General features: G+C 64.1%; 22 protein-coding genes and 1 pseudogene. 10 read left to right on the plus strand and 13 right to left on the minus strand.

Annotation, left to right across the window (positions count from 1 at the left end; genetic code table 11):
- The coding region (locus tag QZ213_RS07450) for a fatty-acid--CoA ligase (protein WP_291685427.1) at window positions 1-1,547 on the minus strand (1,547 nt) is incomplete at its 3' end.
- Between the two features lie 53 nt (window positions 1,548-1,600).
- On the opposite strand from QZ213_RS07450, the gene QZ213_RS07455 reads away from it, so the two are divergent.
- Window positions 1,601-2,752 (plus strand): extensin family protein, encoded by a 1,152-nt coding sequence (locus QZ213_RS07455; protein ID WP_291685428.1) that lies wholly within the window; start codon window positions 1,601-1,603, stop codon window positions 2,750-2,752.
- A 23-nt stretch (window positions 2,753-2,775) separates the two neighbouring features.
- Here the strand turns inward: QZ213_RS07455 and QZ213_RS07460 are convergent, their stop codons facing one another.
- A complete protein-coding gene (locus QZ213_RS07460) occupies window positions 2,776-3,462 on the minus strand; it encodes a L,D-transpeptidase (RefSeq protein ID WP_291685429.1) in 687 nt (228 codons plus the stop codon).
- 348 nt (window positions 3,463-3,810) lie between these two features.
- Here QZ213_RS07460 and QZ213_RS07465 point away from each other — a divergent pair, with 348 nt between their 5' ends.
- The gene (locus QZ213_RS07465; protein WP_291685430.1) at window positions 3,811-4,791 is read left to right on the plus strand and encodes a magnesium transporter CorA family protein; all 981 of its coding nucleotides are present in this window, start codon (window positions 3,811-3,813) and stop codon (window positions 4,789-4,791) included.
- A gap of 141 nt (window positions 4,792-4,932) precedes the next feature.
- The gene (locus tag QZ213_RS07470) at window positions 4,933-5,160 is read left to right on the plus strand and encodes a hypothetical protein (RefSeq protein WP_291685431.1); all 228 of its coding nucleotides are present in this window, start codon (window positions 4,933-4,935) and stop codon (window positions 5,158-5,160) included.
- A 10-nt stretch (window positions 5,161-5,170) separates the two neighbouring features.
- Here the strand turns inward: QZ213_RS07470 and QZ213_RS07475 are convergent, their stop codons facing one another.
- Both QZ213_RS07475 and pdxH read right to left on the minus strand, forming a co-directional pair.
- On the minus strand, window positions 5,171-5,929 hold the full coding sequence (locus tag QZ213_RS07475) for an SDR family oxidoreductase (protein WP_291685432.1): 759 nt from the start codon (window positions 5,927-5,929) through the stop codon (window positions 5,171-5,173).
- A gap of 21 nt (window positions 5,930-5,950) precedes the next feature.
- Entirely contained in the window at window positions 5,951-6,592 is a 642-nt protein-coding gene (gene pdxH, locus QZ213_RS07480; protein WP_291685433.1) for a pyridoxamine 5'-phosphate oxidase, read from the minus strand.
- A 120-nt stretch (window positions 6,593-6,712) separates the two neighbouring features.
- Here pdxH and QZ213_RS07485 point away from each other — a divergent pair, with 120 nt between their 5' ends.
- On the plus strand, window positions 6,713-7,123 hold the full coding sequence (locus tag QZ213_RS07485) for an RT0821/Lpp0805 family surface protein (protein WP_365885051.1): 411 nt from the start codon (window positions 6,713-6,715) through the stop codon (window positions 7,121-7,123).
- 236 nt (window positions 7,124-7,359) lie between these two features.
- Window positions 7,360-8,331 (plus strand): DnaJ C-terminal domain-containing protein, encoded by a 972-nt coding sequence (locus QZ213_RS07490; RefSeq protein ID WP_291685435.1) that lies wholly within the window; start codon window positions 7,360-7,362, stop codon window positions 8,329-8,331.
- A 213-nt stretch (window positions 8,332-8,544) separates the two neighbouring features.
- On the opposite strand, the gene QZ213_RS07495 is transcribed toward QZ213_RS07490, so the two are convergent.
- Window positions 8,545-9,315, minus strand: a complete 771-nt coding sequence (locus tag QZ213_RS07495) for an anti-sigma factor (protein WP_291685436.1) — start codon at window positions 9,313-9,315, stop codon at window positions 8,545-8,547.
- 94 nt (window positions 9,316-9,409) lie between these two features.
- Complete coding sequence (locus QZ213_RS07500; RefSeq protein ID WP_291685437.1) at window positions 9,410-9,898, minus strand: sigma-70 family RNA polymerase sigma factor; 489 nt, start codon at window positions 9,896-9,898, stop codon at window positions 9,410-9,412.
- Between the two features lie 201 nt (window positions 9,899-10,099).
- On the opposite strand from QZ213_RS07500, the gene fabI reads away from it, so the two are divergent.
- The 4 genes from fabI to QZ213_RS07520 all read left to right on the plus strand — a co-directional run bounded on the left by fabI (window position 10,100) and on the right by QZ213_RS07520 (window position 14,050).
- Window positions 10,100-10,930, plus strand: a complete 831-nt coding sequence (gene fabI, locus QZ213_RS07505; protein WP_291685438.1) for an enoyl-ACP reductase FabI — start codon at window positions 10,100-10,102, stop codon at window positions 10,928-10,930.
- 16 nt (window positions 10,931-10,946) lie between these two features.
- Window positions 10,947-11,540, plus strand: a complete 594-nt coding sequence (locus tag QZ213_RS07510) for a histidine phosphatase family protein (RefSeq protein ID WP_291685439.1) — start codon at window positions 10,947-10,949, stop codon at window positions 11,538-11,540.
- Window positions 11,541-11,628: 88 nt separating this feature from the next.
- Window positions 11,629-12,717, plus strand: coding sequence for a chorismate synthase (gene aroC / locus QZ213_RS07515; protein ID WP_291685440.1), 1,089 nt, complete (start codon window positions 11,629-11,631; stop codon window positions 12,715-12,717).
- A 157-nt stretch (window positions 12,718-12,874) separates the two neighbouring features.
- Window positions 12,875-14,050 carry an adenylate/guanylate cyclase domain-containing protein gene (locus QZ213_RS07520; protein ID WP_291685441.1) on the plus strand — a complete coding sequence of 392 codons (1,176 nt, stop codon included), beginning with the start codon at window positions 12,875-12,877 and terminating at the stop codon, window positions 14,048-14,050.
- 13 nt (window positions 14,051-14,063) lie between these two features.
- Here QZ213_RS07520 and QZ213_RS07525 read toward each other — a convergent pair whose 3' ends face one another.
- Both QZ213_RS07525 and clpS read right to left on the minus strand, forming a co-directional pair.
- Window positions 14,064-14,477 carry a hypothetical protein gene (locus QZ213_RS07525; protein ID WP_291685442.1) on the minus strand — a complete coding sequence of 138 codons (414 nt, stop codon included), beginning with the start codon at window positions 14,475-14,477 and terminating at the stop codon, window positions 14,064-14,066.
- A 258-nt stretch (window positions 14,478-14,735) separates the two neighbouring features.
- Window positions 14,736-15,041, minus strand: a complete 306-nt coding sequence (clpS, locus tag QZ213_RS07530) for an ATP-dependent Clp protease adapter ClpS (RefSeq protein WP_079572575.1) — start codon at window positions 15,039-15,041, stop codon at window positions 14,736-14,738.
- A 418-nt stretch (window positions 15,042-15,459) separates the two neighbouring features.
- Between clpS and QZ213_RS07535 the strand changes: the two genes are divergently transcribed.
- On the plus strand, window positions 15,460-16,311 hold the full coding sequence (locus QZ213_RS07535; RefSeq protein ID WP_291685443.1) for a DUF1194 domain-containing protein: 852 nt from the start codon (window positions 15,460-15,462) through the stop codon (window positions 16,309-16,311).
- Between the two features lie 38 nt (window positions 16,312-16,349).
- Here QZ213_RS07535 and QZ213_RS07540 read toward each other — a convergent pair whose 3' ends face one another.
- From QZ213_RS07540 to QZ213_RS07560, 5 genes and pseudogenes are all read right to left on the minus strand, one after another.
- Complete coding sequence (locus tag QZ213_RS07540) at window positions 16,350-17,591, minus strand: methyltransferase (RefSeq protein ID WP_291685444.1); 1,242 nt, start codon at window positions 17,589-17,591, stop codon at window positions 16,350-16,352.
- The gene (locus tag QZ213_RS07545) at window positions 17,584-18,318 is read right to left on the minus strand and encodes a TlyA family RNA methyltransferase (protein WP_291685445.1); all 735 of its coding nucleotides are present in this window, start codon (window positions 18,316-18,318) and stop codon (window positions 17,584-17,586) included. Before QZ213_RS07545 ends, QZ213_RS07540 begins: the two co-directional genes overlap by 8 nt.
- A 23-nt stretch (window positions 18,319-18,341) precedes the next feature.
- Window positions 18,342-18,917: a nucleoside 2-deoxyribosyltransferase gene (locus QZ213_RS07550; RefSeq protein WP_291685446.1), complete on the minus strand. Its 576-nt coding sequence runs from the start codon at window positions 18,915-18,917 to the stop codon at window positions 18,342-18,344.
- 95 nt (window positions 18,918-19,012) lie between these two features.
- On the minus strand, window positions 19,013-20,959 hold the full coding sequence (dxs, locus tag QZ213_RS07555; protein WP_291685447.1) for a 1-deoxy-D-xylulose-5-phosphate synthase: 1,947 nt from the start codon (window positions 20,957-20,959) through the stop codon (window positions 19,013-19,015).
- A 328-nt stretch (window positions 20,960-21,287) separates the two neighbouring features.
- Window positions 21,288-21,656: pseudogene (locus QZ213_RS07560) on the minus strand (hypothetical protein); the annotation flags it as partial.

The raw sequence follows: 21,656 nt of genomic DNA on the forward strand, positions 1-21,656 counted from the left end.
GGAATGGCGTCGATGAACACGATGTCGTCAGGCATCCACCATTTGGCGATCTTGCCATCCATGTATTTCAGGATGTCCTCGCGCGTCGCGTTCTGGCCCTGCTTGAGCTGCACGATCAGGAGCGGGCGCTCGTCCCATTTCGGATGATAGACGCCGATCACGGCGGCTTCCGCCACCGCCGGATGCCCGACCGCGAGATTTTCCAGATCGATCGAGGAAATCCATTCGCCGCCGGACTTGATCACGTCCTTGGAGCGGTCGGTGATCCGCATGTAGCCGTGCTTGTCGATGGTCGCGACGTCGCCTGTGTCGAACCAGCCCTCCTCGTCGAGGATGTTGGTGTCGACGCGGAAATAGGCCTTGGAGACCGCGGGCCCGCGCACCTTGAGCCGGCCGAACGTCTTGCCGTCCCACGGCAGATCCTTGCCTGCGTCGTCGGTGATCTTCATCTGGACGCCGAACGGCGGGTAGCCCTGGGTCTGCAGAATGTCGAGCCGGGCGTCGCCGGAGAGTCCGGTAAACGGAGGTTTTTCGGCCGCGAGCGTGCCGATCGGACTCATCTCGGTCATGCCCCAGGCGTGGCGCGCGTGCACGCCCATGTCGAGGAACGCCTTGATCATCGAGCGCGGCATCGCGGAGCCGCCGCACACCACCATCCTCAGATGCGGCAGTTTCAGATTGTTGGCGGCCATGTGATTGAGCAGCATCAGCCACACCGTCGGCACGCCGGCGGTGTGCGTCACCTTCTCGCTGTCCAGCAGCTCATATACCGAGGCACCGTCGAGTTTGGCGCCCGGGAACACCAGCTTGGTGCCCATCGAAGGCGCGGAAAACGCGATGCCCCAGCTATTGGCATGGAACAGGGGAACCACCGGGAGCATTGTATCGCTGGCATTGGCACCCAGCGAGTCGCCGGTGTTGGCCATCAACGCGTGCAGCACGTTGGAGCGATGCGAATACAGAACGCCCTTGGGATCGCCGGTCGTGCCCGAAGTGTAGCACATCGCGGCGGCGGTATTCTCGTCGAAGGTCTTCCACTTGAAGTTTCCGTCGGCCTGCGCGATCCAGTCTTCATAGGCGACCGCGTTCTTCAGCGTGGTCTGCGGCATGTGCGCCTTGTCGGTGAGCACGACGTAGCGTTCGACGCTGGGGAGCTTGTCGGCGATCTTTTCCAGGATCGGCACGAAGGTGATGTCCGTCATCACCACGCGGTCCTGCGCGTGGTTGATGATCCAGGCGATCTGGTCGGGGAACAGCCTGGGATTGACGGTGTGGCAGATGGCGCCGATGCCCATGATGCCGTACCAGACTTCAAGGTGGCGCCAGGTGTTCCACGCGATGGTGGCGACGCGATCGCCAAGCTTGATGCCCTCGCGATCGAGGCATTGCGAGACTTTCAGCGCGCGCTTGTGGATTTCGGCGTAATTGGTGCGATGGATGGGGCCTTCGACCGATCGCGTCACGACCTCCTGGGTGCCATGGATCGCGGCGGCGTGCTCGATAATCCGGTGACACAGCAAAGGCCAGTCTTGCATCAAACCAAGCATACGGTCGTTCCTCCGAGAGTGTGTTGTCGCGTGTCGCGGGTTTTGGAATTCCCATGAACTTTAGCGCGCCGAAAGCACGCCGCAAATGGCCTTGTCGCGGTTTGGCCTGCGGCCAAAGCGCAATGGTTACCGCCGCCGCGGCGCTGCTGGTGCTTGGTCTGCTGGCCGACCCTGTGGCAGCCGCGCGACGGCCCGCCGGCTGGTCGTCGGGGCCCTGGGACGGCCTGTTCGGGCAGCCAGTCCCGAAGCCGCGCCGGGCCGCGCTTCATGCCGCGGTGCCCCTGCCGAAGCCGCGCCCGCCGGAAGCGCCGGCGAAGGCGCCCGGGAAGCCCGAAGAACTGGCGAAACCGGCGCCTGTTGAGAGCGAGACGCAGAAGCAGGCCGCACCGGCCGCGCCAGCGCCCGCACCGCCGCCATCGGCCTGCCGGCTGGCGCTGTCGGAAGATATCGCAATCGCGCCCAGCATTCCCGACATCAATGGGCCCGGCGGCTGCGGCGGCGAGGACCTGGTCCGGCTGGAGGCGGTGGTGCTGCCGGACAAGCATCGGGTCGCGCTGAAACCCGCCGCGATCCTGCGCTGCACGATGGCGTCGGCGATCGCGGACTGGATCCGAACCGATATGACGCCGCTGGCCGCGGGCCTCGGCAGCGAAATCAGCGATCTCGACAATTTCGACTCGTTCGAATGTCGCGGCCGCAACCGCGTGGCCGGCGCCCAACTGTCCGAACACGGCCGTGCCAACGCGCTCGACGTTCGCGGCGTGAAGCTTGCCAGCGGCCAGGCGATCTCGCTCACCGACCGCACCGTGCCGCGCGAACTTCGCGAGAGCGTGCTGCATTCGATGTGCACGCGATTTATGACGGTGCTTGGGCCAGGCTCGGACGGCTATCACGAGGACCACATCCATCTCGACCTGATGGAAAGACACAACAACTACAAGATATGCCAGTGGAACGTGTGGGATCCGCTGCCGCCGATCGCGCCGTTATTGCCGGCCGCGCGCCCCGAGGAAGCGCCGCCGCGCGAGGTCGCCGCCAAGAGTGAGCCGGACAAGACTGACACCGACAAGACGGACGCGGACAAGGCCGGCACCACGGAGCCCGACGCGGCGAAGCCGGATGCCACCGAAACCGCAAGCCCTCCGCCGGAAGGCCGGGGCGGCAAAACGGCAACAAAAAAGCGCCGGCAAGACCGGCGCTTCTGAAACCTTGTAACTGAGCTGATTACTTACTGCATTACCGAGCCGGGGTTGCCGCCACCCTGCAGCGCCATCTGCGAATTGAATGGCGAGTCGCCGTGGTGCGGCTCCAGCACCACAACGATGGTACCCATCTTCACACGGTTGTAGAGGTCGATCACATCCTCGTTGGTCATCCGGATGCAGCCCGACGAGATCGAGGCGCCGATATATTCCGGCTGGTTGGTGCCGTGAATCCGGAACAGCGTGTCCTTGCCGCCCGAATAGAGATACATCGCGCGCGAGCCCATCGGATTGTCCGGTCCCGGCGGCACGAAAGTCGGCACGCCGAGCCGCTGGATTTCGCCGGGGGTCGGGTGCCAGGCCGGCCACTCGGTCATGCTGCCGATCTTGGCGATACCGGACCATGCCATCGCTTCCTCGCCGACGGTGATGCCGTAGCGGATCGCCTTGCCATCGCTCAGCACGTAATAGAGGTAGTGGTTGTCGGAATCGACCACGATCGAACCGGGTGCTTCCTTGCGGTGGTATTCCACAATAGCGCGGCGGAACGGCTCGGCGACCGGCGCGTTGGTGTACCGGATCTTGGCCAGCAATTCCTTGTCGTGCGGCTTGAAATTGGTGGTGTTGGTCGCTTCATAGGTGGTGGCCTGCATGCAGCCCGACAGCGTCAGACCGGCAGCCAGAATCCCTAACATGACCTTGAGCGACGACATGGTTCATTTCCAATCGAAAGTCTTGTCGAAAACCTTGCACTCGCGTGCCTAAACTGTACCGCGACCGCTACGATTCCATTAATCGCATTATCGCCGAAACCAGTCATAATTCCAGACTTTAGATGTCCATTCCGCGCTGCGGGACGGCTCCTGTGTCTTTTTTGCCTCAAATTTCCGGGCTTCCGGCTGATTTTTGGGCAAGCGGGCCGCGCCGCCGGATCGGCACCACGCTGCAGCCATCCGGCCGCCACAAACATGGCCCGGCGGTTAACGCGGCCGTCATGAAGCGCTTGCCAGAATCGAGCTAAGTCCTGTTGGGTAGATCGCGTGCCCGGTCCTGGAGTCCCTATGTTAGCGGTATTCGTCCCCTCGGAATCCTCGCTGAAGAAACTCGCCGTCGCCGATCTCGACGCGCTGCCGGAGGCCGCGGTCTGGATCGACCTGGTGAAGCCGACCGCGGCGGAGGACAAGGCGGTGGAGCGGCTAGCCGGGATCGCGGTGCCGACGCGGGAGGACATGCAGGAGATCGAGATTTCCTCACGTCTCTATATCGAGAACGGCGCACGCTACATGACGGCGACGCTGATGTGCGCGGCGGACACCGAAAATCCGCGCACCACGGCGGTGACTTTCATCCTCGCCAGCCATCGGCTGGTGACCGTGCGCTATGACGAGCCGAAGCCGTTCATGCTGGTGGAGAACAAGCTGGCGCGCTCATGCGGACCCGGCGTCACCGGCGAAACGGTGCTGATGGAATTGCTGGACGCGGTGATCGACCGCAACGCTGACATTCTCGAACGCGCCGGCGGCGACATGGACACCATCAGCCACGACATCTTCGAGCCCGGCGGTGCGGCGCGCACCGGTCACGCCAGGCGCTATTCCGACATCCTGATCGCGATCGGCCGCAAGGGCGATCTGACCTCGAAAGTGCGGGAGAGCCTGGTCTCGATCGGGCGGGTGGTGACCTTCGTCGCGGCCGCGGTCGACGGCGTCAAATGGTCCAAGGACATGCGCGAGCAGTTGAAGACCATGCAGCGCGACGTGATCTCGCTGACCGACCACGCCTCCTATCTCTCCAACAAGATCACCTTCGTGCTGGACGCGATGCTCGGCGTCGTCAATCTCGAGCAGAACAACATCATCAAGCTGTTTTCTGTGATGGCGGTGGTGCTGATGCCGCCGACCCTGATCGCTTCGATCTACGGCATGAATTTCAAGGAGATGCCGGAGCTGGAATGGACCCACGGCTATCCTTACGCGCTGGTGGCGATGCTGCTCGCCGCGGTGCTGCCATACGTATTCTTCAAATGGAAGAAGTGGCTGTAAACCATCAGTCCGCGCAGCGTTTTCGCGCTCGCGACGAGCCAACAACGCTGCCTCAATTCCTCTCCTAAAATTTGAGCATTGCGCTGAACGTTTGAGCGAAACCTTTCTGCGATAACGTTGTCACAAGCCGTGAGGACAGCAATGGTTGAGAAAGTAATAACGCCGCCAGAGAACGTCGTCGATTTCGCCCGCTATCAAGCGGGCCGCGCCGCCGCCGGCAAGGCGGTTGCGATCTCGGCGCGAGTCTGCCGGCATTGCGGCGCGGCGCTGTCGGAAGGCGAGCGCGAAGACGAATGCTCGAGCGCCTTCAACGTCAACGCCGAGAGCCTTCGCTGGCGGGCCGCGCAGATTTTGCGCGGATGGATTTGAGCTGCACTCCCTAAACATGCTGGCCGCCGTTGATGTGGATCTCGGCGCCGTTGACGTAGGAACTCGTCTCCGTGCACAGCACATAGATGATCTTCGCCACCTCGTCCGGCGTGCCGAGCCGGCGCAGCGGGATCTGCTGCTCGACGATCTTCTCGGTGCCCGGCGACAGGATCGAGGTGTCGATTTCGCCCGGCGCGATCGAATTGACGCGGATGCCGAGGCGGCCGAAATCAGACGCCATCTCGCGGGTCAGCGAGGCCAGCGCCGCCTTGGAGGTGGCATAGGCCGCGCCCGCGAACGGATGCACGCGCGAGCCCGCGATCGAAGTGACGTTGACGACCGAGCCCTTTGCCGCCGTCAACTCGTCGATCAGCCCGCGCGCCATCATGATCGGCGCGAAGAAATTGACCCGGAAGACGTGGCTCCAGGTGTCGATGTCGGTGTCGATCGAGCCGAGCCGGGCGCCGCCTTCGGCCTTCGGCGAGATCGCGGCGTTGTTGACCAGCGCGTGCAGCGCGCCGCCTTCCAGCCGATCGCGGATCTCGTTGATCGCGCGCGTGGTGTCGGCATGGTCGGCGAGGTCGACCTGGACGTGATCCTCAGGCCCGGCGTCCCACGGGCAATCTTCGGGGAATGGATGCCGCGAACAGGTCAGCACCCGCCAGCCGGCACTGGAAAACCGGATCACGGTGGCATGACCGATGCCGCGGCTGGCGCCGGTCAGAAGCAGCGTCCGCCGTGGTCCGTTGTGGCTCGAAGTAGTCGGCATAGGGTCCTTCAGACTTTCCAATCAGGGATAGAGCCGCGTCTTGGACCAGGGCTGGTCCAGCGTATCGCGGCGGAACTCGATGCGATCGTGCAGGCGGAACGGGCGGTCGTGCCAGAATTCGAACCGGGCGGGCGCGATGCGCCAGCCGCTCCAGCCCGGCGGTCGTGGCACCTCGCCGATGATATGCCTGGCGGCGACCGCAGCAATGGCCTGCTCGAAGGCAAAGCGGCTTTCCAAAGGCTGCGACTGCTTGCTGGCCCAGGCGCCGATCTGGGCCTGCTTCGGCCGCGTGGCGAAATAGGTGTCGGCCTCGGCCTCGGTGACCGGCGACACGTTGCCGCGGATGCGGACCTGCCGGCGCAGCGACTTCCAGTGAAACAGTAAAGCCGCCTTAGGATTTGCGGCAAGTTCGCGGCCTTTTTGACTGGCGATGTGGCTGTAGAAGACAAAACCGTCGATATCGTAGCCCTTCATCAGCACCATCCGCACGTCGGGCAGGCCGTCGGCGTCCACGGTGGCCAGCGCCATGGCGTCGGGATCGTTGGGCTCAGCTTTCACGGCTTCCGCGAACCATTCGCCGAACAGCGTGAACGGCTCCTCCGCCGCGGTGAAATCACCGGATGTTAACGCTGCCGGGTGTTTGATGGAGGTCGTGTCGCTCATTTTGGGAGTTCCGAGTTGCGTCCGCCCGCGGTCCAGTACGCGCTGCCGCCGCTGTATAGGCTCGCCCTATATAGGACATGGGGACGCGCAGGCCTATCGGCGATCGCCCCCGCGGGCGCCGTGTTGACACTGATTCTAATCGCCATGGGGACCGGCGGCTGCAGCATGCCGCGGACCGATAGCGCCTTCGCCAAGATGGGCGACAACGACGCGACCGGCTCGGTTAACCCGGCTCCGGCCGGTGCGCCGGCCCCGACCGAGGGCGACCTTGCCTTCGCCCGCAACGCCGCTTCCGACGTACTGACCAAGGGCGACAAGGATTCCAGCCAGCCCTGGGCAAATCCCGAAACCGGCGCCCGCGGTTCGGTGACGCCGCTGGCGCATGCCTATGATTCGGACGGACGCACCTGCCGGGATTTTCTGGCAAGCTATGTCAATGGCCGCAACGAGAGCTGGCTGCAGGGCGCCGCCTGCCAGACCGCCAGCGGCCGCTGGGAGATCCATTCGCTGAAGCCGTGGAGACAGGGCTGAGTGAGCGCGATCAGGAAAATCGGATTCGGGTTTTCCCGACAAACGGCTCGTTTGTCCGGCGATCGCGCTCCAAACCATTGAAGAAGCGCATGATCTTTTCGCCAAACCGCTCACACTTCGGCGGATCATGCGCCGGGCACCCCGTTGCAAAAATGCCACGAGACCCCCAAATGAAAGCATGGTGGGCGGGCCGCCCTCAGTTTAAGATCAGACTTCCCTGTAAGGAGACGTGACGGATGCGTGACCCCTATGAGGTCTTGGGGGTGCCGCGGGGCGCCAGCGCTGCGGCGATCAAGAGCGCCTATCGCAAGCTCGCCAAGAAGCATCACCCGGACGCCAACAAGAACGACCCGAAATCAGCGGCGCGCTTTTCCGAGCTGAACTCCGCCAATGAGATCCTCGGCGACGAGACCAAGCGCAAGCAGTTCGATCGCGGCGAAATCGACGCCGAGGGCAAGCCCCGCTTCCAGGGCTTTCCCGGCGGCGACCCGCGCGCGCGCGGCGGCCAGGGCGCCGGCTTCGAGACCCACACCTTCCGCTCGGGCGGCGCCGGTCCCGGAGGCTTTGGCGGGGGCGGCGGCTTCGAGGACATCCTCAACAGCATGTTCGGCGGCGCGGCGGCGCGCGGCCCGCGTCCCGGCGGCGGCACGACCTTCGAATTCGACACCGGCGGCATCGCGGTCGACCTCGATCTTTCCGTCGCCATGACGGTGTCGCTGGAGGAATCGGTCAAGGGCGTCGAGAAACGCGTCCGGCTGCCAACCGGCAAGGAGCTCAATGTCAAGATTCCGCCCGGTGTCGTCGCCGGTCAGCAGATCCGGCTGAAGGGGCAGGGCGAGACTGCGCCCGGCCACCCGCCCGGCGATCTCCTGATCACGGTCAATATCGCACCGCACCGGTTCTTCAAGATCGAGGGCAGCGACCTGCGCGTCGACCTGCCGATCACGCTTTATGAAGCGGTACTCGGCGGCAAGGTCCGCGTGCCGACGCTCGGCAGTGCGGTCGAATTGTCGATCCCGAAAAACACCTCGAGCGGCCGGACTTTTCGCCTGAAGGGCAAGGGGTTGCCGAAGCCGCCGGGAGCCGCCGGCGACCTCTTCGTCACTACCCGCATCATGCTGCCGGACGGGAACGACGCCGAGCTGGAGGCGTTGATGCAAAAGTGGCGCGACGGACACACTTATAATCCGCGCAGCGACCTCACTTGATCGTTCCGAACCCGCCCCAAAGGTGGCGGAAAAAAGGGAGCGGCCTCGAACGGGGGACCAGCGCGGTACAAAACCCCGTCGAGGCCGCATGCGTCGATCGGCGGATCGAACGCGTTACAATTTCGCGTGATCACCCGGTGCGAATTTGAGACCGGTCGATGTTCCAATTCGAGATTTTCAATGTCCGAATTGGGACACCAGCCTTGACCTTGCTTATCCGCCGGTCTTTTCGGTCTGGTCGTAGACCAGCCGCGCCACCTGGGTCAGGCGGTCGCGGTCGCTGCTGCCGCTGACCACGTAGCCCACGCCCTTGTCGGCCCAGAACAGCGCGCCATCATTGTCCTGCCTGGCGTACAGCATTTGCGTGGTCTCGGCGGACGCGCGCGACGTGTAGATCGTGAAACGTTCGCCCGAGGCGCTCTCATACATCAGAAACGATGCCGGCCCGGTGGGTCCCGGCAACAGCCGTCCGCCGACCAGCTTCAATCCCGTCGCGCCCAATTCCGGCGCGCGAACGTCCCAGCCGCAGCGCTTGGTCAGCCATTGCTGCAGATGGGCGCGTTCGCTGCCGGGCACCTCGACCGGATGACGCACCTCGACCACGTAGAGCCGGTGCGCGTCGAGCGCGTCCACGGTAAAATTCTGGAACATCGAGGGCGAGGCGGCGGCACCGCGCGCCAGCCAGCCGGCGCCGCCGCCGGCGACGAATGCCAGCAGTGTCGCGGCGATGGCGCCATACATCCATTTGCGCGGCTGTTGCGCTAGCCGGTCGATCGAAAGCCGCTGCGGCACTGGCTCGTCGGCGACGGAGTCGTAACGCGCGTGCAGTGCTTCGGCCATTTCGCGCCATGAGCGCACCCGCTCGGCATCGTCAGGATGCGCCGACAGCCACGCCTCGACATCGCCGCGGCGCTCCGCCGGCAACTCGTTGTCGACGTAGGCGTGCAGCTCGTCTTCGGTGACGGGAATCCTGGGGTCGGTCATGGTCGTTGTCTCTGTCCAAGCTCAATCAAAAAACATGCGTTCATCAAATCCGTTGCAGCATCGATAGGCATATCGATATGCATAATGCCTGCCATCATTTGACCCGCCGCAAGGCCGGGCGCTCGCCCTCGAGCACGGCCTTCACATGGGCGCGGGCGCGAGCAAGGCGCGACATCACCGTGCCGATCGGCACGCCCTGGATGTCGGCGACTTCGCGATAGCTCAAACCTTCCAGCATCACCAACAGCAGCACCGATCGCTGCTCCTCCACCAATGTCGCCAGCGCACGGGCGATGTCGCGTCCTTCCGCCTCGGTTCCGCTGGCGTCGGCGTTGTTGTCGAGCAGCGGCATGAATTGCGGCCGTCGCGCCAGCGATCGCCGCCGATTCTTGTTGAGGTTGGTCAGGATGGTGTAGAGCCAGCTCCTGACGTCGCCACCGAGAAACAGCCGTTCCGAGCGCAGCGCCCGCACCAGCGTGTCCTGCACCAGATCGTCGGCGCTATCCGCATCCCGCGTCAGCGCGCGCGCATAGCGGCGCAAGGCCGGAATCATGGCTTCGACACTCTCGCGAAATGCGGTCATTCGCATCCGATCAGGTTTGGTCCGGCCGGCGTCCAGGTTCGGTAGCGTGAACGCCTTACCGATCATAACACCGAAATCACGTCACTATTCCGGCAGTTAAGGCCGCAGGGCAAACCGCCCGAACCGGGGCTGGATTTGGGCTGTACCGGCCGGGGTGGCTGGTGTACCTCCAGACCTGATCAAGCCGGATGGGAAACGTAAATGGCGCAAGGTTCAGGGCTGATGCAGGGCAAGCGCGGGGTCATCCTCGGCGTCGCCAACAACCGCTCGATCGCCTGGGGCATCGCCAAGGCCTGCCACGCGGCCGGCGCGGAAATCGCGCTGACCTGGCAGGGCGACGCGCTGAAGAAGCGGGTCGAGCCGCTGGCTGGGGAAATCGGCGGCATCCTGCTCGGCCATTGCGACGTCACCGATCCCTCGACCATCGATGCGGTGTTCGATGTGCTGAAGCAAAAATGGGGCAAGATCGACTTTGTGGTGCACGCGATCGCGTTCTCCGACAAGGACCAGCTCGACGGCCGCTATCTCGAAACGTCAGCGGACAATTTCTCCAAGACCATGCTGATCAGCTGTTATTCGCTGACGGCGATCGCGCAGCGCGCCGAAAAACTTCTGGTCGATGGCGGCTCGATCCTGACGCTGACCTATTACGGCGCCGAGAAATGGATGCCGCACTACAACGTGATGGGAGTCGCCAAGGCGGCGCTGGAGGCGAGCGTGCGCTATCTCGCCGCCGATCTCGGCGAGAAGAACATCCGCGTCAACGCGATCTCGGCGGGGCCGATCAAGACGCTGGCCGCGTCCGGCATCGGCGATTTCCGCTATATCCTGAAGTGGAACGAATACAACGCGCCGATGCGCCGCACCGTGACGACGGAGGAAGTCGGCGACAGCGCGCTGTATCTGCTTTCGGACCTGTCGCGCGCGGTCACCGGCGAGGTCCATCACGTCGATTCCGGCTATCATGTCGTCGGCATGAAGCGCCCCGACGCGCCGGACATTTCGCTCAGCAATTCCCTGAGCAAGGACTAGCCTCAAGGTTCATGCCGTGCCGACGATCTACTACATCCGCCACGGCGAAACCGAGTGGAACGCGCTGGGCCGGCTGCAGGGCACGCAGGATGTTCCGCTCAACGAACTCGGCCGCCGGCAGGCCGCCAAGGCCGGAATCATTCTGGCCGACTTGTTCGCGCGCGACGGCCGCAGCGAAACCTCGCTGGAATTCGTCGCCAGCCCGCTGGTTCGGGCCCGCTCGACCATGGAGCTGGTGCGCGCCAGCTTGAAACTGCCGTCCGATCAATACGCCATCGATGACCGGCTGCGCGAGATCGCTTACGGCCATTGGGAAGGCTCGACCCTGGCGCAGATGCAGGAAAAGGACCCCGAGCTGTTTGCCCAACGCCAGACCGAGAAGTGGACCGTGTCGCCGCCGGGCGGCGAGAGCTATGTCGAGGTGCAGGCGCGGGTGACCGACTGGTACCGCCAGCTCACCGAGGACACCGTCGCGGTGGCCCATGGCGGCACCGCGCGGGCGCTGATGGTGGCGCTCGGCATCGAGACATCAGACAGTGCCGCCGACCTGACCATCGAGCAGGGCGCGGTCTACGTGTTTGGCGAGGCCGGATTGTCGAAGTATAGTTAAGAAACGGTGGGATTTGACCCCCCGAACCGCGCGCGTTACGACATTCCGCATGGATGTTGATTTTCGACAGCCATGCGGATCGTCCAAAATGTCCTTCAACACCTTCGGCCACATGTTCCGGGTCACGACCTTCGGCGAAAGCCACGGGGTCGCGATCGGCTGCGTGGTCGATGGCTGCCCGCCGCTGTTGCCGCTCACGGTCGAGGACATCCAGCGCGATCTCGATCGCCGCCGTCCCGGCCAGTCGCGCTTTACCACCCAGCGCCAGGAGGCGGACGCGGTCAAAATCCTGTCCGGCGTGATGGCGCATCCGGAGACCGGCGTGCAGGTCACGACGGGCACGCCGATCGCGCTCTTGATCGAGAACACCGACCAGCGGTCGAAGGACTATTCCGACATCAAGGACAAGTTTCGCCCGGGCCACGCCGACTTCACCTATGAGGCCAAATATGGCCTGCGCGACTATCGCGGCGGCGGGCGCTCCTCGGCGCGCGAAACCGCGACGCGCGTGGCGGCCGGCGCTATCGCGCGCAAGATTTTGCCGGGCGTGACCGTGCGCGGCGCGCTGGTGCAGATGGGCCCGCACAAGATCGATCGCGCGAAATGGGATTGGGGTGAGATCGCGCGCAATCCGTTCTTCTGCCCCGACAAGGACAAGGCCGCGTTCTTCGAGGATTATCTCGATGGCATCCGCAAGAGCGGCTCGTCGATCGGCGCGGTGATCGAAGTCGTTGCGGAGGGCGTGCCGGCCGGCCTCGGCGCGCCGATCTACGCAAAACTCGACGCGGATCTGGCGGCGGCGCTGATGAGCATCAACGCCGTCAAGGGCGTCGAGATCGGCGCCGGCTTCGGCGCGGCAGAATTATCCGGCGAGGAAAACGCCGACGAGATGCGGATGGGTAATGAGGGTGCGAGATTCCTGTCCAATCATGCCGGCGGCATTCTGGGTGGCATCTCCACGGGCCAGCCGGTGGTGGCGCGCTTTGCCGTCAAGCCGACGTCGTCGATCCTGTCGCCGCGCCGCACCGTCGATCGCAAGGGGGCCGACACCGACATCCTGACAAAAGGCCGCCACGATCCCTGCGTCGGCATCCGCGCGGTCCCGGTCGGCGAGGCCATGATGGCGTGCGTGCTCGCCGATCATTTTCTGCGGCATCGCGGGCAGGTCGGCGGGTAGTTTTTTAGGGCGGACCAGCGTCAGCGTAATCCGCCGTCAAAGCCGCCGAGTTGGCGGATTGCGCCTTCGGCTCATTTCGCCCTACGGCCTGCGCCGGGCTTTCGCGTTACCGCCGCGCCTTGACGTTTCCGCAAACAGCGCCGCAAATACTTTCCTCATGAACCCAACCGAGCTGCAGAACCTGATCGACTGGCTGATCGACGGCGCGCGGTCGGCTACCAGCCCGCCCCGGATGGTGGCGGACCTCTGCGAGCGTTTGGTGCAGGCCGGTTTGCCACTGTGGCGGGTCGGCCTTTTCGTTCGCACCCTGCATCCCGATGTTCTGGGCCGCAATTTCATCTGGCGGCCGGGCGCCGAGGTCGTCACCGGCAGCGCGGATCATGATTTCCTGGATTCGCCCGAATTCATCAACAGTCCGCTGGCGATCGTATTCGGCGAGGGGCGGGAGGTCCGGCACCGGGTACGCGATCCCGGGGCCAGGCGCTTTCCGTTTTTCGACGACATGTGCGCGGAGGGCGTCACCGATTATGTCGCGCTGCCGCTGCTTTGTACCGACGGCTCGGTGCACGCATCGAGCTGGACCACGAAGCAACCGGGCGGCTTTAACGACGAACAATTGAACGCGCTGCGATCGCTGGTGCGGCCGCTGGCGCGGCTCGTCGAAATCGTCACCTTGCGCCGGACCGCTTCGATCCTGCTCGATACCTATGTCGGCAACCGCGCCGGCGAAAAGATTCTCGGCGGCCAGATCAGGCGTGGCCACACCGATACGATGGATGCGGCGATCTGGCTGTCGGATCTGCGCGGTTTCACCGCGCTTTCCGACCGCCTGCCGGCCGAGACGGTGGTGGATATTCTTAATCTCTATTTCGATTGCCAGGTGTCGGCGATCCGAGCGCATGGCGGGGAAGTTCTGAAATTCATGGGCGACGGGCTGCTCGCGGTTTTTCCGATCTCGGAAGCGGATGGCAATAGCCAGCAGGTTTGCTCGCGCGTACTGGAAGCCGCCCGCGAATCCCGCACCAGCGTCGCGGCCATGAATTATCCGATCGGAGAGGCCGTCGAGCGTTTCCGCTTCGGGGTCGCGCTGCATGTCGGGAAGATTCTCTACGGCAATATCGGCGGCGGCAACCGGCTCGACTTCACCTGCATCGGTCCCGCCGTCAACCTCGCGGCACGGTTGGAGAAGATCGCCGGCCGTCTCAGTCGCACCATCGTGGCGTCGGAAGGCTTTGCCGGCATATGCTCCGGTGGCTGGGCCGAGCTCGGCGAATTTCCGATTGCGGGATTTTCAAAGGCCGAGCGGGTCTACGGGTTGACGGACGAGACCTGAAGACCACCGTCGTTCAACTTTTCGGGCATGCCCGATAACCGAATTTCTGGATCATGTCGGCGCCGGAAATCGAATGAAACGCCAGCGTGTCCATGTAGTGATTGGCGGTGACATAGTTACGCAGGGGCCCATTATAGGCGGCCAGCAGGTGGCTGGTCGCGGACTCCGTGATGTTCTTGTTCCTGTCATGGCCGGCGTGGAATAGCAGCGTGGCGGTTCGATCGATGCAGACATTCCGGATGGCGAGGAAGAGCGTGCAGGACGACTGGCAGTGCCCCTCGATCCGGAACAATTCCCCCGACTGATTGTACTGGCCGACCACCGGGTCGAAGCGCGTGAACTGGCCGCCCATTTCGTAGCCCGCGTTGTTGCCCGCCATCGCCGAAGCCGAAATCAGCAGTAACAAAGCGGCGATGATGGGTCGCATGGTCATTCCTAGTGTCTCGCGAGGAGGTTTTCGACGGCGATCCTCGCGCATTCGAAGTCCGGCTTCTTGGGCGAAAACGACAAAAGGCAGGCTATAACGACCGCGCCCACCGGCTGATCGACGAAACCCCGGGGGCCGAGACCGCTAACGGCCGCAACGACTCCTTGTGGTTCGATTTGCCCTGGCTATTCTGCGTGGATTCTTGATCAGAGAGATTGCAATGAAGATGGTTGTTAGATCTGTTGCGCTTGCTGCCCGCTATTCTTCCGGCTCGGTGGTGAATAGCAGCGGATAGCCCTTGGCGCGGCCGGCGTCGGTGGCCCGCGTCGCCTTGGTCTCGGCAACGTCCTTGGTGAAGACGGCGACCACGCAGACGCCGCGCTGGTGCGCCGTGATCATGACCTTGTGGGCCTGGTCCTCGGTCATGCGGAACTCGGCCTTCAGAACGGTGACGACGAATTCGCGCGGCGTGAAGTCGTCGTTGACGAGGATGACCTTGTGCAATTTGGGTCGCTCGGTCTTGGTCTTGACCTTGGTTTTCGGCTTGGTGACGGCGTCGATCATTCCAGCAGCACCTCTCGGAGCGTTTTCATGCGAAATGGATATAGGTTCGCGCAAGCAAAACGCGTGAAACAACAGACGGCGCCGCTCCTGTGATCGCTTTGCGGTCCTTGGCGATCAGTTGGCGCGGCATTCCGCAAGGCGCGGGGTCATGGCCTGATCGCCGCGGCCGGCAGCCGTCTTGATCAGTTTACAGGCTCCTGGCCTGTCCTGGAACTGGGCATTCTGCGAGAGTTTGAGGTCGATCAGCCCAGGCAGGTCTCGCCTGCCGTTTCCAATGACGGAGCATGCGCATCGGCGAGGAGCAGCCTTGGTGGAATATGGCGGCCTCGCTAACTTGAATGTGAAGCGAGGCGCGTGTTCCTGCTTTTCCAGGCGCAATTTGCGTGTCACGATCATCCCAGTCGACCGGAGGGCAGAGATGCGCTGGTATGTCTCGATCGGGGCGGTGCTTGTTGCGGGCGCGTTGGCCGGAGGCGACGTCGCTGGGTTCGCCGCGCCGGGCCTGAAATCCGAATGGGCGGCGCAATCGGCCCAGAAACAGGCCGCGCCTTCCGTCGATATCGAACTGATCCTCGCCGTCGACGTCTCCTATTCGATGGACATGGATGAGCTTGCGATCCAGCGCGAAGGTTACGCGCAGGCCATCGTCTCCAAGGAGTTTCTGCAGGCGCTCAAGAGCCTGCCGATGGGCAAGATCGCGGTGACCTATTTCGAGTGGGCGGCGTCGAGCGACCAGAAGATCATCATTCCCTGGCGGCTGATCGACGGTCCGGAGACCGCGGACGCCGTCGCCGACGAAATCCTGAAGACGCCGATCCGGCGGGCGTCGCGCACCTCGATCTCGGGCGCGATTAATTTCGCTTTACCGTTGTTCGACGAGGACCCCTATCACGGCCTGCGGCGCGTCATCGATATTTCCGGCGACGGCCCCAACAACAACGGCGGCCCCGTCACCATCGCGCGGGATGCGGCGCTGGAGAAGGGCATCATCATCAACGGCCTGCCGATCATGGTGAAGGAGCCGTCCTACTCGACGATGGATATCGACAACCTCGATTTCTATTACGAGGACTGCGTCATCGGCGGGCCGGGTTCCTTCGTGGTCTCGATCAAGGACCGCGACAAGTTCAAGGAAGCGATCCGCGCCAAACTCCTGCTCGAAGTCGCCGCAAGGACGCCCGAACGCCGGGTGGTCCCAGTGGCCGAGAAGGAACCGCGGGTCTCCTGCACGATCGGCGAGAAGATCTGGCAGGACCGCTGGGGACGCTAGGTTAGTAGTCCGGATGAAGCCCCCGGAAAATGCACCGACTACCGCGTGAACTTCGCCACCAGCTCGACATGCGGGGTGTGGCGGAACTGGTCGACCGGGGTCACGGCTTCCAGCCGGTAGCCGCCGTCGACCAGAATCCGCGCGTCGCGCGTAAAGGTCGCGATGTTGCAGGACACCGCGACCACAAGCGGAATCTTGCTGGCGGCGAGCTGGACGGCTTGCGCCTGCGCACCCTGGCGCGGCGGATCGAACACGACCGCGTCGTAGTCGCGCAGCTCCTGCGGCATCAGCGGACGGCGGAACAGGTCGCGCGCCTCGGCCTTGACCGGCTTCAGTCCCGACGTCGCTTGTGCCGCCTTCTGCAGCGCCTCGACCGCGCCGGCATCGCTGTCGAAGGCCGAAATTTTCGAATTTGCCGCCAGCCTCAGCGCAAAGGGGCCGACCCCGCAGAACAGGTCGGCGATGTGTTTGGCGCGCTTGCAGTGTCCGCCGGCCAGCGTCGCCAGCGCTTCCTCGCCGGCAACCGTCGCCTGCAGGAAAGAACCCGGCGGCAAAGTCACTTTCGCTACGCCGATCATGATCGTGGGCGGGCTGCGCATCAGCACCAATTCGCCATGGCGCGTCAGCCGCGCCAGGCGATGCGCTTCCGCCACCCGCGACAGCGTGGTGATCATTTTGGTCGGCAGCGGTCCGGAGCCGCGCACGTCGACATCGAGGCCGCTGTCGGTGGCCGTGATCTGGATGTCGAGCGGCTTTGCCGTCGGCGTCAGCGGCTCGGCGATCGCCCACGCCGCCTCGAGCGCGCCGCCTAAGGCCGGATCGAGGATTGGACACTGATCAACCGGAACGATCTCGTGCGAATTGGCCGCCGCAAAACCGACCTTGAGCACGTCATGGGTGCCCATCCTTGCGTGCAGCGTGATCCGTCGCCGGCCCTGGCCGTGGGCGTCGATCAGCGGATCGACCTCGCAATCAAGTTTCGCCTGCGCCAGCGTCTCCACCACGAGATGGCGTTTCCATGCGCGGTAGCGTTCGGTTTCCCAGTGCTGGATCGCGCAGCCGCCGCAGACCCCGAAGTGCTGGCAGAACGGCGTGATCCGCTCGGGGCTGGCGTGCTCGACCGCGAGCAGGCGCCTTCGGTCGGGGTGATGACCGGGAACGGGCGCAACCTCGACCGTTTCGCCGCCCAGCGTGTACGGCACATAGACGCTCGCGCCGCCGACCAGCGCGACGCCGTCGCCGAAATGGCCGACGTGATCGATGAGAAGGCGCTCAACCACGGCGCGCGCCGAGGAAGAATTCGATGTTGCCGTCGCCGCCGGTGATCGGCGATGGAAACACCCTGATGTCGGTGCATCCCAGCTGTGCCGCAAACGCGGCGATCTCATCGCAGATTTCCTGATGCACCATCGCATTGCGGATGATGCCGCGCTTGGAATGTTTTCGCGCCGCCTCGAATTGAGGCTTTATCAGTGCCAGCAAATGCATCGGCGCGGCCGCCAGCGACAAGGCTACCGGCAATACGGCCTTCAGGGAGATGAAACTGACGTCGATGACGACGATGTCCGGCCGCGCCGGCAGGCGCTTGCCCTCGAAATCGCGGATATCGGTCTCCTCCATGGAAACGATCCTGGAATGGCCGCGCAGCGACGGATGCAATTGCTCGCGCCCGACATCGATGGAAAACACCAGATCGGCGCCGTTGGCGAGCAGCACTTCGGTGAAGCCGCCCGTCGATGCGCCGACGTCGAGACAGACGTGGCCCTCGATCTCGATCGGATATTGCTCCAGCGCGCCCGATAGCTTGACGCCGCCGCGGGAGACAAAGGGGTGCGCGGGCTGCGCCTGCAGCACGGCGTCGGCGGCAACGGTCTCCGATGGTTTTGTCACCGGCTTGTCGTCGGCGATCACGAGGCCGGCTTCGATCGCCGCGCGGGCCCGCGCCCGGCTCTCGAACAGGCCGCGCTCGACCAGCAAGACATCGGCGCGCTTGCGGGGAGGGGGCATGGCGGGTTTGCCCTTGGCCGAACTCAACGCGATGCCTGCGGCCGCATCGCGGCCAGCCGCTCGGCGGCCATCCGCACGCAGGTCTCGAAGGCGCTCAGATCGCGCCAGATGTCCGCGGGCGGCTGCCGCGGCGTCAGCAGCGCGCAGCCGTGCAGATCGAGCGCATGCATCATCATCAGATTATCGCCCAGCCCGAAATCCTCCACCGTCAATCCCGCGGCATCGACCAGGCGCCCGTCGCGCAAAACCACCTCGGTGAACTGACGCACGCGATCGGCGTAGGACGAGGGGTCGTTGGAATAGCCGAGACAGAGCTTGCCGCGTCCCGCCATGTAGCCGAGTTCATAGACGGTGCCTGCGTCAGCACCGGGGCCGCGAAACGGCGTGAGATTGGCGATGATGGCGTCGGCCGCGATCATCATGGTCTCGTTGCCGCGGAATATTCGCAAGGAGGCGTCCTCGGCTGCGGCGTCGATGGCATTGTCCAGCGGAAACAGTCCGCTCAGCCCGTGACGCATGCACAGGTCGATCTTGCGCCGCCCGATCTCGAAGGCGTCGGGCAGAAACACGTCGGGACCGGCCAGATAGACGCTTGTCATTCCCCGATGTGTCCTGCGAACCCGGTCTGGCCGGGTTCGTGAATATCATTGGTTCAGTCGGTAACCGCCGTTCGGGGAACGACCGGGATTTGGCCTCAGGCCAGCTTCACGGTTTCGACCTTGAAGTCCTTGCCGAGGGTCTCGAACACCTTGGCGACGATGCCCTTGGCGTCGAGGCCGGCACGGGCGTACATCGCGCTCGGGGAGTCGTGGTCGAGGAACACGTCGGGCAGCACCATTGCGCGCATCCGCAAACCGCCGTCGAGCATGCCGTGCTCGGCCAGCGTCTGCATCACGTGGGAGCCGAAGCCGCCGATCGAGCCCTCCTCGATGGTGAGCAGGATTTCATGCTCGCGCGCCAGTTTCAGCACCATGTCGACGTCGAGCGGCTTCATGAAGCGCGCGTCCGCGATGGTGGTGGACAGGCCATGCGCGGCCAGTTCGTCGGCCGCCTTCTCGCATTCGGCCAGACGCGTGCCGAACGACAACAGCGCGATCTTGGTGCCCTCGCGAACGATGCGGCCCTTGCCGATCTCCAGGGGAATGCCGACTTCGGGCATCTCCACGCCGCGGCCTTCGCCTCTGGGATAGCGCACCGCGCTCGGGCGGTCGTTGATCGCGACCTGGGTTGCGACCATGTGGACGAGTTCGGCCTCGTCGGAAGCCGCCATGATGACGAAATTGGGCAGGCAGCCGAGATAGGCGTTGTCGAACGAACCGGCATGGGTGGCGCCGTCGGCGCCGACCAGGCCGGCGCGGTCGATCGCGAAGCGGACCGGCAGGCTCTGGATCGCCACGTCGTGCACGACCTGGTCATAGCCGCGCTGCAGGAAGGTCGAATAGATCGCGCAGAACGGCTTGTAGCCCTCGGTTGCGAGGCCGGCGGCGAAGGTCACCGCGTGCTGCTCGGCGATGCCGACGTCGAAGGTGCGATCGGGGAAGGCCTTGTTGAAGATATCGATGCCGGTGCCCGACGGCATCGCCGCGGTGATGCCGATGATCTTGTCGTCCTTCTGGGCTTCCTTGACGAGGCTCTGGCCGAATACGTTCTGATACGACGGCGCGTTCGGCTTGGCCTTGGCCTGGGCGCCGGTCGCGATGTCGAACTTGGCCACCGCGTGATATTTGTCGGTGGAGGCTTCCGCCGGGCCGTATCCCTTGCCTTTTTGCGTCACGACGTGGACCAGGATCGGGCCGGTCTCCATGTCGCGGACGTTCTTCAGCACCGGCAGCAGATGGTCGAGATTGTGGCCGTCGATCGGGCCGACGTAGTAGAAGCCGAGTTCCTCGAACAGCGTGCCGCCGCCGACCATGAAGCCGCGGGAATATTCCTCGACGCGCTCGGCGCGATCGGCGATCAGTTTCGGAAGGTGCTTGCCGAGCTGCTTGGCAGCCTCGCGCAGCGAGCGGTAGGTCTTGCCGGAATAGAGCCGCGACAGATAGGCCGACATCGCGCCGACCGGCGGCGCGATCGACATGTCGTTGTCGTTGAGAATGACGATCAGCCGGGAATTCATCGCGCCGGCATTGTTCATGGCCTCATAGGCCATGCCGGCCGACATCGCGCCGTCGCCGATCACGGCGATGACGTTGTTCTTGCCTCCGGAGAGGTCGCGCGCCACCGCCATGCCGAGGGCGGCGGATATCGAGGTCGAGGAGTGGGCGGCGCCGAACGGATCGTAATCGCTTTCGGTCCGCTTGGTGAATCCGGACAGCCCGCCGCCGGTGCGCAGCGTGCGGATGCGGTCCCTGCGGCCGGTCAGGATCTTGTGCGGATAGGCCTGGTGGCCGACGTCCCAGATCAAACGGTCGCGCGGGGTGTCGAAGATGTAATGGATGGCCGTGGTCAACTCGACGACGCCGAGGCCGGCGCCGAAATGCCCGCCGGTGACCGAAACCGCGTCGATGGTTTCCAGCCGCAACTCGTCGGCGACCTGCTGGACCTGTTCCACCTTGAGCCGGCGCAGATCGGCGGGGGTATGGATCGTGTCGAGAAGCGGCGTTTTACTGAATACGGTCACGGCGATATTCCAATTTTGCATGTCGGGACAAACCGCCCGACGTGGATGGGGTGCGCAGTCTCAGCGCAGCGAAAACCCAGACGCCGGACGTCGACTGAGTAGGCCGAAGCCTGATTTGGTTAGCCTAAATGCGCTCCGGGTCGGTCAATGTGATATTCATCACTTTGGCGATTTCACCCTTCCCAGCCATTTTTATCAGCTATTTGAAGCAGTTACTGACACCTAAAACCAGCGACCGGCCGCTTTCGACAGCCAATACTGCCCTGATCTTTACACCAAACCGGCGGTTAAAGCCAACCCATTGGGCACCACCAGGTGCCAAGGAACCGGTCAACCTTGGACCCGGACTTCAACCCCGGCGACGGGCGGAAGGTTCCAACTCGCCTAAATCGGCGGCATTCAGGCGGCCGGCGGCGCCGGCTTCGAGCCTTTTCCAGGCCCATTCGCGGGCGGCGGCGTCGCCCGTGGCGATCGCCAGGGCCGCCTCGGGCAGAGCCATGCGATCGCTCAGCGGAACGGGGCCGCAAACGATCATGAAGAAGTCGTAGGCATGGGGCCGCTCATTGGCCATCACGAACTGGAAATGCACCCGGAAGAACTTCCAGCGGAACACGTTGTAATGCTCGGGCTTGATGATTTCGCGGAACCGCACCGGCACAATGGTCGGGTTTCGCCGTGAGGCGCCGACGTCGATGCCATGGCCGGCGATCGGATCGAA

The sequence above is a fragment of the Bradyrhizobium sp. genome (assembly GCF_017881085.1).
In the GTDB taxonomy this organism is placed as follows: domain Bacteria; phylum Pseudomonadota; class Alphaproteobacteria; order Rhizobiales; family Xanthobacteraceae; genus Bradyrhizobium.